Origin of the sequence: Agrobacterium sp. ST15.13.013 (assembly GCF_027956525.1) — a bacterium.
GTDB classification, from domain to species: Bacteria; Pseudomonadota; Alphaproteobacteria; order Rhizobiales; family Rhizobiaceae; genus Agrobacterium; species Agrobacterium salinitolerans.
The window spans coordinates 39,098-52,607 of record NZ_JAQKGP010000005.1 but is presented as its reverse complement, the minus strand read 5'-3'; the positions used below and the strand labels follow the sequence as shown (position 1 = coordinate 52,607).

Here is a 13,510-nt window from a genome sequence, read left to right as displayed (position 1 = left end):
CCTCCTTAGGAAATGGCGGGAACGTCGAGCCAGCGGCGTTCCTTCCACGATCTCAGACCCAGTTCGGCAAGCTGCACGCCCTTCACGCCTTCCATCAGCCCATAGGGCCACGGGTCGTTGTCGACGAGGTGGCGCACGAACATTTCCCATTGCGCCTTGAAGCCGTTATCGTAGACGACATTGTCCGGCACTTCCTGCCAGGTCTTGTAGAAATCGATGGTCTGCGGCTGGTCGGGGTTCCAAACCGGCTTAGGTGTGTTGGTGCGGTGCTGGGTAAAACATTTGGTCAGGCCCGCCACCGCCGAGCCATGCGTGCCATCGACCTGGAAGGTCACGAGGTCGTCGCGACGCACCCGCACCGCCCATGAGGAGTTGATATGGGCAATGGCGCCGCCTTCAAGTTCGAAAGTGGCATAGGCCGCGTCATCCGCATCCGCCTTATAGGCTTTGCCCTGTTCGTCAAAACGTTCCGGAATATGGGTCGCGCCGAGGCAGCTTACCGATTTTACCGGTCCGAACAGATTGTCGAGCACATAACGCCAGTGGCACAGCATATCGAGAATGATGCCGCCGCCATCCTTCAGACGGTAATTCCAGGAGGGGCGCTGCGCCGGTTGCCAGTCGCCTTCAAAAACCCAGTAACCGAACTCGCCGCGCACCGAGAGGATTTTTCCGAAAAAGCCGCTGTCGCGCAGCATGGCGAGCTTGCGCAAGCCCGGCAGGAACAGCTTGTCCTGCACCACGCCGTGTTTGATGCCGGCGCTTTCGGCCAGCCGTGCAATGGCCAGCGCCTCTTCCATCGTGTCGGAAATCGGCTTTTCGCAATAGACGTTCTTGCCGGCCTTGATGGCTTTCTCCAGGAGGCTGCCGCGCATCTGCGTCGTGCCGGCATCGAAGAACAGCGTGTCATCAGGGTTTGCAAGCGCCGCATCGATATCGGTGGTCCAGCGGGCGACATTATGTTTTTTCGCGATTTCCTCAATCTTCGCGCCGTTTCGCCCGACCAGAATGGGGTCGAGCATGACCCTTTCGCCGTTCTTCAACAGCACGCCGCCCTGATCGCGAATGGCGAGAACGGAGCGCACGAGATGCTGGTTGTAACCCATGCGGCCGGTGATGCCGTGCATGATGACGCCGATACGTTTCATGAATTTCCTCCCAAGGCGGCCTTTTCCCGAAAGCCGCTTCCGTCAAACATGGCAATTTGTAACCATTTGGTTATTTGTGTTCGTGAAAGGTGCGATCTGTCAAGGTGTTTTTGACAGGAAAAATTCATGAGGTGAGGATCGCTGAACTTACGGGTCTCCACCGCGTCGCAAAAAGAAAACGGCGCGCTTCGCGGATGCGAATGGCGCGTCGTCGCTGTTGTTAAAGAGAAAATCGGTTCGGCCGGTTCAGGCCGGCCGCACTGCAGCAAGCAGGGTATCGACGATATGCTGGCCCCAGCGTTCCAGTTCGGCAGGGTCGGTCAGGTCGCGCTGGAAGATGGTCGACAGCGTGAACCGGTTCGAAAGATAAAAGGCGCCGAGCGAAGCAATGGTCAGATAGACGTCGATCGGATCGAGACCGTCACGGAATTCGCCGGCGTCGCTGCCCCGTCGCAGCACGTCTTCCAGCTCTGAAATGAAATTCGAATGCATCGCCGTAATCGTCGGGGATTGCCTGAGATAGCGGGCTTTATTGAGGTTTTCCGTGGCGAGGATGCTCAGGAATTCGGGGTGGTCGAGGAAGTAGTGCCAGGTAAAAAGCGCAAGTTCCCGCAGGCCCTCCGACGGGGCCTTTCGGGCCAGGTCAAGCCGTCTCTCGGTGTGGCGGATATGGCGGTAAGCGTCTTCGAGAACGGCGAGATAAAGCGCATCCTTGTCGCCGAAATAATGGTAGATCATCCGCTTGTTGGTGCCGGCGCGCCGGGCGACGACATCTATCCGAGCACCCGCCAGCCCCTTGGCGGCCACCTCACGGCGGGCGGCTTCAAGAATGGCGGCGCGGGTCCTTTCCGGGTTTCGCACCTGTGCCGTCGCGCGTTTGCGCTTGGGCGACGGCGTTTTCTCCATGGCGGCATCGGGGGCCGGATCGGACGGCTGGTTTGTTGTCGTTTTTTCCATTTCAGCACCCGCTTGACAATGTTTGCGATCAGTGTTCCCATGTAACCAATTAGTTATAAAACGGCAAGCGTCGTTTACGTTCATCATCAATTGGCAGTCAATAGGGAGGAGTTGCCAATGCCCATGATGCTTCACAGGAGAGGTGTGCTTTCAGCGGGGCTCGGCGCTCTGTCGCTTGCAGCACTGGGAGGTGGTTCAGCGCAGGCCCAGGCCGCGCGCCTTCGCATGTTGTGGTGGGGTTCGCAGGAGCGCGCCGACCGCACCAACAAGGCGATAGCAGCCTATAAGCAGGTCAAGCCGGATCTCGACATTGCCGGTGAATTCGCAGGCTGGAGCGATTATTGGCCACGCCTTGCCACGCAGGTTGCCGGCCGCAATGCGCCTGACCTGATCCAGATGGATTATCGCTACATCTTCGAATATGGCCGGCGCGGCGCACTTGCTCCGCTGGATGACTATATCGGCAAGGGCCTGAAGATCGAGGATTTCGGCAAGATGAACATCGATTCCGGCCGGGTCGATGGCAAGCTTTATGGCATCAATCTCGGCGTCAATTCCAGCGCCGTCTTCTTTGATCAGGCGGCCTGGGAAAAATCCGGCGCGACGCCACCGTCGATCGGCCAGACCTGGGAGGAGTTTGCCGAAAACGCCGCCAAGCTCAGCAAGAACAAGCCGAAGCCCGGTTATTACGCAACGGCCGACGCCAGCGGCGTGGAGCCGAGCTTTGAAAACTGGCTGCGCCAGAACGGCAAATCGCTCTACACGCAGGATGGCGGGATCGGCTTCGATCCGACCGATGCCACCAAGTGGTTCACCCTGTGGGCTGATCTGCGCAAAAGCGGCGCCTGTGTGCCAGCCGACGTGCAGGCGCTCGACCAGCTCAACATTGAAACCAACCCGCTGACGACGGGCAAGGCGGCAACTGCATTTGCCCATTCCAACCAGTTCGTCGGGTATCAGAAGCTGAACAAGTCCAAGCTTGCCATAAGCTCCTATCCGAAGAGCACGAAGGATGGCCCTTCTGGCCATTATCTGAAACCCTCCATGCTCATCAGCGTCGCCAATGGCAGTGCCGGGATAGAGCAGGCGATTGGGTTCATCAACTTCCTCGTGGCTGACCCGCAGGGCGTCGACATTCTCGGCGTCGAGCGTGGCGTTCCGGCGTCGGAATCCATGCGCAGCCAGTTGAGCAGTAAGCTCGACGAGGTCAGCAAGACGATGGTGGACTATATTGCCGAGATTACCCCCGGCGTCGGCGATCTGCCGCCGGCGCCGCCTCCGGGCGCGGGCGAGTTCGCCTTCGTTTTGAAACGCACGGCAGAAGAAGTTGGCTTCGGCAAGATCACGCCGGAAGAGGGCGGTGACCGCCTCGTCAAGGAATCCGAAACCGTTATCAAACGGAAGTGATGGTTTATGGCCTTTCGATCTGAAACTCTTGTGGAGGAGAGCCGTGGCGCGGCTCTCCCGAAACGGGGCGGCCTGAAGCGGGTTTTCGACCGCAACATTCACGCCTACCTGTTTCTGCTGCCCTGGCTGATCGGCTTTTTTGGCCTCACGCTTGGCCCGGCGCTGGCGTCGCTTTATCTGTCCTTCACCAATTACGATCTGTTGCAGTCGCCGGATTGGGTGGGTGCGGCGAACTATGTGCGCATCGCAACCGATGACCCAAAATTTGCAGCAGCCATGCAGGTGACGTTTACCTATGTGCTGCTGTCGGTGCCGCTGAAGCTCATCTTCGCGCTGCTGGTGGCGCTCGCCTTCAATCGCGGCATAAAGGCGCTAACGCTCTACCGCGCGATCTTCTATCTGCCGTCGCTGCTGGGTTCCAGCGTCGCGATCGCCGTTCTCTGGCGCCAGCTTTTCGCGTCCGATGGCCTCGTCAACATGCTGCTCTGGCAGGCTTTCGGTTATGAAGGCCCAAGCTGGATTTCCAATCCTGATTATTCGATCTATACGCTGGTCATCCTGTCCGTCTGGCAGTTCGGTTCGCCGATGATCATCTTCCTTGCGGGTCTGAGACAAATCCCGCAGGACATGTATGAGGCCGCCGATATCGACGGCGCGAGCAAGGTGCGGCAGTTCTTCCGCATTACCCTGCCGCTTTTGACGCCGGTGATCTTCTTCAACGCCGTCATCCAGACGATCGACGCCTTCAAGGCCTTCACGCCCGCCTTCATCATTTCCGAAGGCTCCGGCGGGCCGATCAACTCGACGCTGTTCTACACGCTCTACCTCTATCAGGAAGCCTTCGGTTTCTTCCGCATGGGTTATGCCTCGGCGCTGGCCTGGATTTTGGTGATCATCATCTCGCTGTTCACGGCCTTCTCGTTCCTCAGCGCAAAATACTGGGTGCATTACGATGACTGACGCTGTTACCGCCCCCCGCCCGGGACAAGGCCCGCAACGCTCGCCGCTGAAATCGGTGATGCTCCACACGGCGTTGATCATCGCGTCCTTCGCGATGCTCTATCCGATCCTGTGGATGATATCGGGCTCTTTCCGGCCGCAGGATGAGCTGTTCGGCTCTTCCTCGCTCATTCCCTCGGCAGTCGATTTTGGCGGTTATATCCGTGGCTGGACGGGGCTGCAGGTGAGTTTCGGGCAGTTCTTCTGGAACTCCTTCTTCATCTCGGTGCTCGCTACCATAGGGAATGTGGTCGGCTGCTCGCTCACCGCCTTTGCTTTTGCAAGGCTTCGGTTCGGCGGGCGCAATTTCTGGTTTGCGCTGATGCTCGGCACGCTCATGCTGCCCTATCACGTCGTGCTTATCCCGCAATATATCCTGTTTCTGGAAATGGGCTGGGTGAACACATCGCTGCCGCTGATCGTGCCGAAATACCTCGCGACGGATGCCTTCTTCATCTTCCTGATGGTGCAGTTCTTCCGCGGCATCCCGCGTGAACTGGACGAGGCGGCGGTCATGGATGGCTGCTCGCCCTTCCGCATCTACTGGAAGATTATGCTGCCCCTGTCGCTGCCGGTTCTGGCGACGGCCGCGATCTTTTCCTTCATCTGGACATGGGACGATTTCTTCGGTCCGCTGATCTATCTGAACGACATCAACACCTACACCGTGCAGCTCGGTCTCAGATCCTTCGTGGATTCCACCGGCAGCTCGGACTGGACCTCGCTTTTCGCCATGTCCAACCTGTCGCTGGTGCCGGTCTTCCTGTTCTTCCTGTTTTTCCAGCGGCTGCTGATCGAAGGCATCGCGACGACGGGAATGAAACGCTGAACCGAGAAAACATTTTATAAGACCATCAACACTGTCGTGGCTGCCCTTTGCGCGGCGCGACAGTCGGGAGAAACAGCATGGCAAGCAGCATTACTCTGGAAAAAATCGTCAAGCGGTTCGGCGCTTTTCCGGTCATCCACGGCATCGATCTCAAGATCGAACCGGGCGAATTCACAGTTTTCGTCGGCCCCTCGGGCTGCGGAAAGTCCACGCTTTTACGCATGATCGCCGGACTGGAAGAAATCTCCGAGGGCGATCTTCGCATCGATGGCGAAAGGGTCAACGAAACCGCCGCCTCCAAGCGCGGAATCGCCATGGTCTTCCAGTCCTATGCGCTCTATCCGCACATGAGCGTCTACAAGAACCTCGCTTTCGGTCTTGAGACGGCAGGCTACAAGAAACCGGAAGTCCAGGCGCGGGTGCAGAAGGCCGCCGACATCCTGCAGATCGGGCCCCTGTTGCAGCGCAAGCCGAAGGCGCTTTCGGGCGGTCAGCGCCAGCGTGTCGCCATCGGCCGCGCCATTGTGCGCGAACCGAAGATATTCCTGTTCGACGAGCCGCTTTCCAACCTCGATGCGGAACTGCGCGTGCAGATGCGCGTCGAAATCGCCAAGCTGCACCAGACGCTTGGCAGCACCATGATCTATGTGACGCATGACCAGGTGGAAGCCATGACCATGGCCGACAAGATCGTCGTGCTGCGCGAAGGCCGCATCATGCAGGTCGGCCGCCCGCTCGATCTTTACAACAACCCGGCAAACCAGTTCGTCGCCGGTTTCATCGGTTCGCCGAAGATGAATTTCCTCTCCGCCAAGGTGGCTTCTGGCGACAGTTCCAACCGCACCATAGAGGTGGCCGGTCAGCGCATCGTGCTGGAAAAACCGGTCGCCGCGCAACAGGGCGAACCGCTCACCTTCGGCGTGCGCCCGGAACATGTGAACCCGCAGGAGCAGTCCGCCTCGCTGGGTGAGGCTTCCATCCAGCTCGTCGAACATCTCGGCGGCTCAACGGTGGTCTACACCGCGACCCCCGACGGCCAGCCCGCCACCGTGCTGCTGGACGGCCAGCGCCATATCCGCATCGGCGAGACCATTCCCTTTGCGTTTGATTTGGCGAAGACGCATCTGTTCGGGGCGGATGGGCGGCGGATATAGCGCTGCCGGCAGCCGTCTTACGCTGCGTGTTTCGGGCGTCCTGGCCGGCGGGGACGAAAATGCGCATGCATGAGAAGCGGGTCGCGCTGGGTGGCCCGCAGCAGCATCTTGATCGCGTGGCTTACAGGCGTGCCCGCGCGATAGTTGTTCCACGTCCGTAAAGTGACGCCGAGAAAATCCGCCGCCTCATTATTGGAAAGGCCGATTTCCTCCTGCCATTTGCGCAGGTCCTCCACATCGAAATCCCGCTGGTCCTGCGCGATCTGGTAAAGGTGATAGGCATCGATTGCCAGGTCGTCTCCGTCCCATTCCACGCTCGCGCCATAGTCGGTGACTGTCGCGGTCTGCCAGATATCTGCCGAATGGAGCGGATTGAGCAATTCTCCTCCGGTCGCTATCCATCCGGTCAGATCGGCAGTCGACTGGCTTCCGTCCACCCAGTCGATGGTGAGCGTGCAAGGTGGATGGGGCAGGATGGTTTTGATGCGCGGTGTCATGACTTCTTTCCCTTTCCTACAATGGGAAAACGCGGGTTCGTCCGATTCCATTCATCGACAATCAGGTTCCCATTGTTTCTCGCCCATGCCAAAGCTTCGGCTTCAGCCCTGCGGGATAGCTTGCCGCGCAGGATCTCCAGATTTTCGATGTCGACAAGGGCATCGGCATCCGGTGTTATGATGTGAAAATGCGGTGGCAAATGATCGTTCGCATAGACGCGTATAATGATGTTCCCGATCTGAACCAGTTTGCCCATGCGCCCCCACGCATCAATAAAACATAGTGCATAAATTTCACTATGTGAAGGAGGCAGCGAAGCATATTCCTGACCAGTGGGCAGTCATAGGGCGGGGTTCTATGTTCTATAAAGAATGTCGCCGAGAACCGCCGCATCTTCCGCGAACTGCTCGATATCGTCACCCTTGACGAATTCCAGCATCGCGAAAGCCGTCTTCGTCCAGCCGCTTTCCGGCAATGCAGCGATGCACGCGCGCCAATAATCCGCGCGCTCGCCAAGCGGCAGACGGCTGGCGTCGGCGAGCCAGGCGAAGACATGCAGGTGGCAGATGCGTGGGCCGAGTGCGGATATTTCCGTGAGTGCGTCCTCCAGCGGCAGTCCGGGGGCGGGTTGCCAGTAAAAGAAGAGGTTGGGCATCGGCAAGTCCTGCATGAGTTGCAGGGCCGAGGGCAGCGTGTCCGTCAGTGAGTTGGGGTGATATTCGAGGCCGATTGTGATGCCATCGTCGTGCGCCCGGCGGGCGATTGTCGCCAGTGCTTCCGCCGCCGCGCGGCGCTCGCCTGGGGAGTAATCGGCAGACGGGCGTTTGCGGCTGCCGGGCCAGATACGGATATGGCCGGCACCGAGGGCCTTTGCGGTTTCGAGCACGGCAGCCACATCTTCCGGCGTAGAATCCGGCGCAAAGATATAGGAGCCGTAGGACGAGACGGAGAGGCCGGCTTCTGCCGTCCGCGCCGCCACATCCCTTGCATTTTCGAGATCGCCGGGCGGTACATGGATATCCGCACCCCATTCGATTGCCTTGATGCCGTTTGCGGCGGCAAGGTCGATGACGGCCTGTGGCGACAGGGAGCGGAAGGTGACGGAGCAGAGGCCCGGCTCGAAAAATCTCATGCGATCAGTTCCAGATGTTCTGGCCGCACCTGCTGTTGCAGGGGTGCCGCGCGGCAGAAGCGTTCGATTTCGGCAATCGCCATGTCACCGAGCCTTGCGCGTTCAAGGCCGGTGGCGCCGGCGATATGCGGCGTCAGGAACACGTTGGGCAGGCTGTAGAAGGGTGAATCCGGCGGCGGCACTTCCGGGTCGGTCACGTCGATGACGGCTTCGATGCGTCCGGTTTTCAGTTCGGCCAGAAGCGCGTCTTCATCCACCAGCGCGCCGCGCGCCGTATTGATCAGGGTCGCGCCGTCCTTCATGCGGGCAAGCGCTGCCGCGCCGATCATATGCTGTGTCTCCGGCAGGGAAGGCGCATGCAGGGAAATGACGTCGCTCACCGCCACCAGCTCCTCAAGCGAAACGAGACGTACACCGAGCTTTTCCGCCTCCGCAACGCTTAGAAGCGGGTCGAAAAGGATAAGGTTGAGATCGAAGGGCTGCAACAGATTGATGACGCGACGTCCGATGCGTGAGGCGCCGACAATGCCGACCGTGAGGCCGAGATTGCCGATGGCCTGCGCCTGCAATCCTTCGACAGGGGCGCGATCTCGGTGCTCCAGATAGAGACGCCGGAAGCCGAAGGTGCGCTTGCCGGCGAGCAGGATCATCGCCAGCGAAAATTCGGCGACCGGCTGCGCATTCGCCTCCGCCGCGCTGCACACGGTAACGCCACGATCGAACACCGCCTGCGACAGGAAATATTTGACCGTGCCGGCGGCATGGGAGATCAGTTTGAGGCACGGCATCAGCGCCAGCTCCCGTGCGCCGATATCCGGACAGCCCCAGCCGGTCAGAAGAATATCCGTCCGTGCCAGTTGCTCTTTAACTGCGGGATCGTGGAAATCGCAGATCCGCCTCGTATCGAGAATCTCGACGTTCTGCGACAGCCTGTCGAGCGCCTGCGGTGTCAGCACATGCTGGGTTCGCTCCGGGTCCATGGCAAGGCTGAGACGCGGAAGCGGGTTCGTCATTGCGGCTCTCCCGTTGCCGCCATGCTGCTGACCGAAACGCCCCGTTCGGCAAACAGGCGGTCGAGCGCCTCCATATCCGGAAAGACAGGTGGCGTCGCCAGCGCTTTTTCGCTTTCTGGCCCGGCCATCCCCGCAAAGACCGCGCAGGCAAGTAGGGTTTCGCCCGCCGGAATCTCGCCCCGCAATTGCGGCACCGTGGTCTTGGCGTTGACGAGATTGGTGTTGGGCAGCGCCTTCAGCGCCACGCCGCGGCGGGTTATGCTGGAGCCGAGATCGACAATGTCGGATATGTCCGTGCCGCAATCGGCAGTCGCCCGGCCCGACTTTTCGCGCACGGCGTCGCGGTCGCCGTCGTTGCGGTTGATAGCGAAGCCGCCTTCGGTCACCGAAAGGGGACGGGCGGAGGTGATCCGGTGCAGCCTTATATGCCAGTCGCCAGCCGCAACCAGCGTCGTTTCAACCGCCACATCCGGGAACGGCTTCCATGTCGCCCGCAGGCTTTCCCCGGCCAGCAGAACCTTTTCGTTGGTCTCGCGCACGCGGTAGTGCAGGCCGTCTTCGGAAAAGGCCAGCATGTTGTCGAAACCATTGGTCTTGAAACCACGCTCGTCCACTTCCACGCCGAAACCGTAACGCGAGGAATAGGCGAATTTGGCATATTTCTCCGGCCCGCCACGCATGGAAAGGTTTTCCTGGCCACTGGAAAGTGCCGTGACATTGCCAGCGGCCCGCATCAGCACCATGCCGGGATGAGCGAGCGGCTTTGGATTTGCGGATGTTTCAGGCTGTTTTTCCTGCGCCAGCCAGAAGGGGTGGCTTTCCGGCAGGGCCAGCGGCAGAAAGGCCTTGAAGGCCCAGTAGGGCGAGCCCGCCGAATTATAGCTTTCGGACATGGTGAGCTGCGGATAGGCGTAGCCGATGGAGAGCACGCCGTCGCGGTCGGCAATCGGCTTTTTCGCCCACCAGCGCAGATGTTGCAGATAAAGCCCCTTGATTTCGCCCCAGGGCAGCGCCTCCTCATCGGCAAAGGCAAGGCCGGCCCAGAAGCCGCCGCAAGCGAAGCGATAGGTCATGGAGCGGCCGAAGGCGAGCGTGCCGCCATCCTCATCGAACCAGCTGGCGAAATCGACGGCGAAGAGGCGCGCCCGCTCCCGGTAACGTGCGGCGTAGGCGTCGTCAGGCTTGCTGAGTTTCGAGTAGATCAGGCCGTAAAAATGCATGGCGAAGGCGATGTAATGGTCGATGCGGCGATAATTACCGTCACGATACCAGCCGTCGGCAATATAGAACTCGTCCAGTTCCTTCTGGAATGTCTCGGTCAGGCTGCGGTCGAATTCGATGCCGAGATGATCAAGCGCCATATCGACCATCACCCGGAAGAACTTCCAGTTATTATCGGCGTAATTGCGCTCGCGCGCCGCCAGCAGATAACGCCGCGCATTGTCTTTCTGCGCGTCGGAAAGCGGTTCCCACAGGTGCTGCGGCGCAAGCCGCAGCGCAAACCCGATTGCTGCAAGCTCCACCAGCCGCTGGTCTTTCTGGCGCACATCGCCCCAATATTCGGGATGGGAAGGATCGGTGCCGTTGGCAATTCCCTGTGCCAGAAGCGGCCAATGGTCGAAATGATCGCCGCTCAGCGCAAGCGGTGCGATGCCCCAGAGCGGCCGGGCGAAACCTTCCAGATCGGCCGCCGCCCGGTCGAAATGCGCGGCGGCTCCGCTGAGCGTCACTCTTGCGCCGCCCGGCGAAAAATAGGGAAGAAGCGGCGCGAAACTGTCATCCAGCGCCCGTCGGACATCGGCGCGGCTTTTGAGCGGATTGCCATGCAGCGGATTGAATCTGGCCATGGTGGGCTTACTCATGGTGTCATGCATCGCGTGCTGCCTTTCCCGTCTTTTTCGCCTTGCCGGCCGTCTGTCCTTCCACCAGCTGCACGCCAAGCTGCACCTGACGGGCATTGGCAGAGGGTTCCGTCAGCCGGCGGCGCATCAGTTCCACCGCCTCACGGGCGATTTCTCGACGGTCGACGCGGATGGTGCTGAGACGGGGCGTGGAAAGTTCGGCAAAGGGCAGGTCGTCGAAGCCGATGATGGAAAGATCGTCCGGCACGGCGAGGCCAAGCTCCTGCGCTGCCCCCAGCGCCCCGAGCGCAATCGCGTCATTCATGCAGAAGATGCCGGTGAGTTCAGGGTTTTTGGCCAATAGCTGGCGAACTGCATCGCCTGCCTGTCCGAAGCCGCTATCCGCCGTCGAAAGCAGAAACTCCTCATAGGTCGTTCCCTCTCCCTCAAGAATCGTGTGGCGGAAGCCGCGCATACGCTCCCTTATGGTGTGGCGATGATGCGGGCCGATATAGGCGACCTTGCGGTGCCCGAGCTCCAGAAGCCGCCGCGCCGCCAGCGCCCCGCCGTAAAAATTGGAAGGCGAAACGCAGTCCAGCATCATCGAGGGATCGGCGCTGTTGACCAGAACCGGTTGCAGCACACCCTGCGTTATGCGGTGGATGATTTCATCCTCGGGATCGAGACCGATGGCGAGAAGACCGTCCACCTCGCAGACCCGCTGGGTCAGCGCATCATCCACCTGTTTCTGGTGCAAAAGCCGGATGTCGAGTTCGAAACCGTCCGTCTGGGCAAGGCTGCGTAGCATGTCGAAAATATCGTGATAAAAAGCGCCGATATCGCCGGTCGCCCTTTCGGCGGACATGAGGGCGAGGATTTTCTTGCCCTCCAGCGGCACGCCGCCGGTCTGGGTTGTGACCGGCCGCAAGGGATAACCAAGTTCCGCCGCCACCCCCAGAACCTTGGTCTGGATCGACGCGCTGATACCCTTTTCCCCTGCAAGAACGCGCGAGACGGTGCTGATGGAAACGCCGGCGCGCTGGGCGATATCCGACTGGCGCGGGCGGCTGATGTCGGGCGTATCGTTCATATCGTCTCCTGCGCTTGCAAAAAAATCTAATATGATGCAAATATTGCAAACTGAGAAAATTTGCAAGAATTTAAGTGGTCAATGAAAAATTTGCAAAACGCGGGAGGAGCAGATGCAAACTATCGACAGACGTGGATTTTTGGTAACGGCGGCGCTGGCCGGTCTCGGCGTGGCGGCGGGCGGTTTTCGCGCGGCCGCGGCCGAAACCCGGCTTCGCTGCGTATGGTGGGGATCTGCCGACCGCAGCAAGCGCACTAACGACGTGATCGCCCTTTACCAGAAGGCAAACCCGCAAACGGAGATCAGCGGCGAAATGATCGCCGGTTCCGATTACTGGACCAAGCTTGCGACATCGATGGCGGGGCGCAACGTCGCCGATATCTTCCAGCTCGAACCTTCCACCATTGCCGATTATTCCGGCCGTGGCGCCTGCATGGAGCTGGACCAGTTCGTCGGCAAGTCGCTCGATCTTTCCACCTTCGGCAAAAGCGAGGTCGATCTCTGCCGCATCGACGGCAAGCTTTACGGCGTCGGCCTCGGGCTGAATTCCTTCTGCATGATGTATGACGCCGACACGCTGAAGGAAGCCGGCGTTTCCGTGCCGCAGGACCAGATCACCTGGAAGGCGCTTTCGGAACTGGCGCGCGATTTCAAGAAGAACGGTCCGGCAAAACGGAACTACTGGGCTGTGCCCTATGGCGCGCGTTATCATTATGTTTTCGATGTCTGGCTGCGCCAGCGCGGCAAGCTGCTGTTTCAGGACGGCACCATCGGCTTCAACAAGGAAGACGCCAAGGAATGGTTCGCCTATTGGGAGGATTTGCGCGAGAACAAGCTCTGCGTTTCCGCCGACATTCAGACCCGTGACGACAATACCATCGAATCCAACGCCCTGACGCTCGGCAATTCGGCTATCGGCTTTGCCTATTCCAACCAGCTTGTCGGTTATCAGAAGCTCAATAAACAAACGCTGTCCATCGGCATGCTGCCGGGCGAGGGGCCGGGCAAACCGACCGGTCATTATTACCGGCCGGGACTCATCTGGTCCATTTCGTCCACCTCGACCAATGCGGAAGCGGCGGCGAAGTTCATCAACTTCTTTGTCAACGATCTGGAAGCCGGCAAGGCGCTCGGCGTCGAACGTGGCGTGCCGCCGGCCAAGGCCGTGCGCGAGGCCCTGTTGCCGACGCTCAATGAGACCGAGCGCAAGACGGTGGATTATATCGAAAGCCTGTCCGGAAAGACCGATGCCTATCCGGAACCCGCCCCGATCGGCGCCAACGAGTTCGACCGTGGCGTGATGCGCCCCATCGCCGATTCGCTCGCCTTCGGCCGCGCCAGCGTGGATGAAGCGGCGCAAAATCTCGTCGACACCGGCACGCGGACCCTGCGCAAGCGCGGCTGACGACGAAACGGGCGCCGCCACACGGTGTCGAGCCATG

Annotated in this window: 13 protein-coding genes; 5 read left to right on the top strand and 8 right to left on the bottom strand. The window is 60.0% G+C overall.

All coding sequences use genetic code 11. The features are described from left to right. Positions 1 to 5: 5 nt before the first annotated feature. Together PL597_RS07125 and PL597_RS07120 are read right to left on the bottom strand one after the other, a co-directional pair. A complete protein-coding gene (locus PL597_RS07125; RefSeq protein ID WP_065116516.1) occupies positions 6 to 1,148 on the bottom strand; it encodes a Gfo/Idh/MocA family protein in 1,143 nt (380 codons plus the stop codon). Between the two features lie 246 nt (positions 1,149 to 1,394). Then, a complete protein-coding gene (locus tag PL597_RS07120; RefSeq protein ID WP_137412069.1) occupies positions 1,395 to 2,105 on the bottom strand; it encodes a TetR/AcrR family transcriptional regulator in 711 nt (236 codons plus the stop codon). Positions 2,106 to 2,222: 117 nt separating this feature from the next. On the opposite strand from PL597_RS07120, the gene PL597_RS07115 reads away from it, so the two are divergent. From PL597_RS07115 to PL597_RS07100, 4 genes are all read left to right on the top strand, one after another. Beyond that, on the top strand, positions 2,223 to 3,512 hold the full coding sequence (locus tag PL597_RS07115; RefSeq protein WP_271364845.1) for an ABC transporter substrate-binding protein: 1,290 nt from the start codon (positions 2,223 to 2,225) through the stop codon (positions 3,510 to 3,512). A 6-nt stretch (positions 3,513 to 3,518) separates the two neighbouring features. Further along, the gene (locus PL597_RS07110; protein ID WP_162520601.1) at positions 3,519 to 4,472 is read left to right on the top strand and encodes a carbohydrate ABC transporter permease; all 954 of its coding nucleotides are present in this window, start codon (positions 3,519 to 3,521) and stop codon (positions 4,470 to 4,472) included. Then, positions 4,465 to 5,340 carry a carbohydrate ABC transporter permease gene (locus PL597_RS07105; RefSeq protein WP_035210311.1) on the top strand — a complete coding sequence of 292 codons (876 nt, stop codon included), beginning with the start codon at positions 4,465 to 4,467 and terminating at the stop codon, positions 5,338 to 5,340. Before PL597_RS07110 ends, PL597_RS07105 begins: the two co-directional genes overlap by 8 nt. A gap of 77 nt (positions 5,341 to 5,417) precedes the next feature. Then, positions 5,418 to 6,494, top strand: coding sequence for an ABC transporter ATP-binding protein (locus tag PL597_RS07100; protein WP_077984188.1), 1,077 nt, complete (start codon positions 5,418 to 5,420; stop codon positions 6,492 to 6,494). A 17-nt stretch (positions 6,495 to 6,511) separates the two neighbouring features. Here the strand turns inward: PL597_RS07100 and PL597_RS07095 are convergent, their stop codons facing one another. From PL597_RS07095 to PL597_RS07070, 6 genes are all read right to left on the bottom strand, one after another. After that, positions 6,512 to 6,991, bottom strand: coding sequence for a hypothetical protein (locus PL597_RS07095; protein ID WP_271364844.1), 480 nt, complete (start codon positions 6,989 to 6,991; stop codon positions 6,512 to 6,514). Continuing rightward, complete coding sequence (locus tag PL597_RS07090) at positions 6,988 to 7,248, bottom strand: DUF4160 domain-containing protein (protein WP_271364843.1); 261 nt, start codon at positions 7,246 to 7,248, stop codon at positions 6,988 to 6,990. Before PL597_RS07090 ends, PL597_RS07095 begins: the two co-directional genes overlap by 4 nt. A gap of 99 nt (positions 7,249 to 7,347) precedes the next feature. After that, the gene (locus PL597_RS07085) at positions 7,348 to 8,124 is read right to left on the bottom strand and encodes a sugar phosphate isomerase/epimerase family protein (RefSeq protein ID WP_271364842.1); all 777 of its coding nucleotides are present in this window, start codon (positions 8,122 to 8,124) and stop codon (positions 7,348 to 7,350) included. After that, positions 8,121 to 9,137: a hydroxyacid dehydrogenase gene (locus PL597_RS07080; RefSeq protein WP_269834959.1), complete on the bottom strand. Its 1,017-nt coding sequence runs from the start codon at positions 9,135 to 9,137 to the stop codon at positions 8,121 to 8,123. Before PL597_RS07080 ends, PL597_RS07085 begins: the two co-directional genes overlap by 4 nt. Further along, on the bottom strand, positions 9,134 to 11,011 hold the full coding sequence (locus tag PL597_RS07075; protein WP_271364841.1) for a DUF2264 domain-containing protein: 1,878 nt from the start codon (positions 11,009 to 11,011) through the stop codon (positions 9,134 to 9,136). The genes PL597_RS07080 and PL597_RS07075 overlap by 4 nt, the downstream gene beginning before the upstream one ends. Beyond that, positions 11,004 to 12,068: a LacI family DNA-binding transcriptional regulator gene (locus PL597_RS07070; protein ID WP_142913945.1), complete on the bottom strand. Its 1,065-nt coding sequence runs from the start codon at positions 12,066 to 12,068 to the stop codon at positions 11,004 to 11,006. Before PL597_RS07070 ends, PL597_RS07075 begins: the two co-directional genes overlap by 8 nt. A gap of 112 nt (positions 12,069 to 12,180) precedes the next feature. On the opposite strand from PL597_RS07070, the gene PL597_RS07065 reads away from it, so the two are divergent. After that, positions 12,181 to 13,473 (top strand): ABC transporter substrate-binding protein, encoded by a 1,293-nt coding sequence (locus PL597_RS07065; protein WP_137412078.1) that lies wholly within the window; start codon positions 12,181 to 12,183, stop codon positions 13,471 to 13,473. Positions 13,474 to 13,510 lie beyond the last annotated feature (37 nt).

Bases quoted from the DNA above. Each gene is read 5' to 3' on its own strand.
- PL597_RS07125 (WP_065116516.1), bottom strand. From the start codon at position 1,148: ATGAAACGTATCGGCGTCATCATGCACGGCATCACCGGCCGCATGGGT.
- PL597_RS07120 (WP_137412069.1), bottom strand. From the start codon at position 2,105: ATGGAAAAAACGACAACAAACCAGCCGTCCGATCCGGCCCCCGATGCC.
- PL597_RS07115 (WP_271364845.1), top strand. From the start codon at position 2,223: ATGCCCATGATGCTTCACAGGAGAGGTGTGCTTTCAGCGGGGCTCGGC.
- PL597_RS07110 (WP_162520601.1), top strand. From the start codon at position 3,519: ATGGCCTTTCGATCTGAAACTCTTGTGGAGGAGAGCCGTGGCGCGGCT.
- PL597_RS07105 (WP_035210311.1), top strand. From the start codon at position 4,465: ATGACTGACGCTGTTACCGCCCCCCGCCCGGGACAAGGCCCGCAACGC.
- PL597_RS07100 (WP_077984188.1), top strand. From the start codon at position 5,418: ATGGCAAGCAGCATTACTCTGGAAAAAATCGTCAAGCGGTTCGGCGCT.
- PL597_RS07095 (WP_271364844.1), bottom strand. From the start codon at position 6,991: ATGACACCGCGCATCAAAACCATCCTGCCCCATCCACCTTGCACGCTC.
- PL597_RS07090 (WP_271364843.1), bottom strand. From the start codon at position 7,248: ATGGGCAAACTGGTTCAGATCGGGAACATCATTATACGCGTCTATGCG.
- PL597_RS07085 (WP_271364842.1), bottom strand. From the start codon at position 8,124: ATGAGATTTTTCGAGCCGGGCCTCTGCTCCGTCACCTTCCGCTCCCTG.
- PL597_RS07080 (WP_269834959.1), bottom strand. From the start codon at position 9,137: ATGACGAACCCGCTTCCGCGTCTCAGCCTTGCCATGGACCCGGAGCGA.
- PL597_RS07075 (WP_271364841.1), bottom strand. From the start codon at position 11,011: ATGCATGACACCATGAGTAAGCCCACCATGGCCAGATTCAATCCGCTG.
- PL597_RS07070 (WP_142913945.1), bottom strand. From the start codon at position 12,068: ATGAACGATACGCCCGACATCAGCCGCCCGCGCCAGTCGGATATCGCC.
- PL597_RS07065 (WP_137412078.1), top strand. From the start codon at position 12,181: ATGCAAACTATCGACAGACGTGGATTTTTGGTAACGGCGGCGCTGGCC.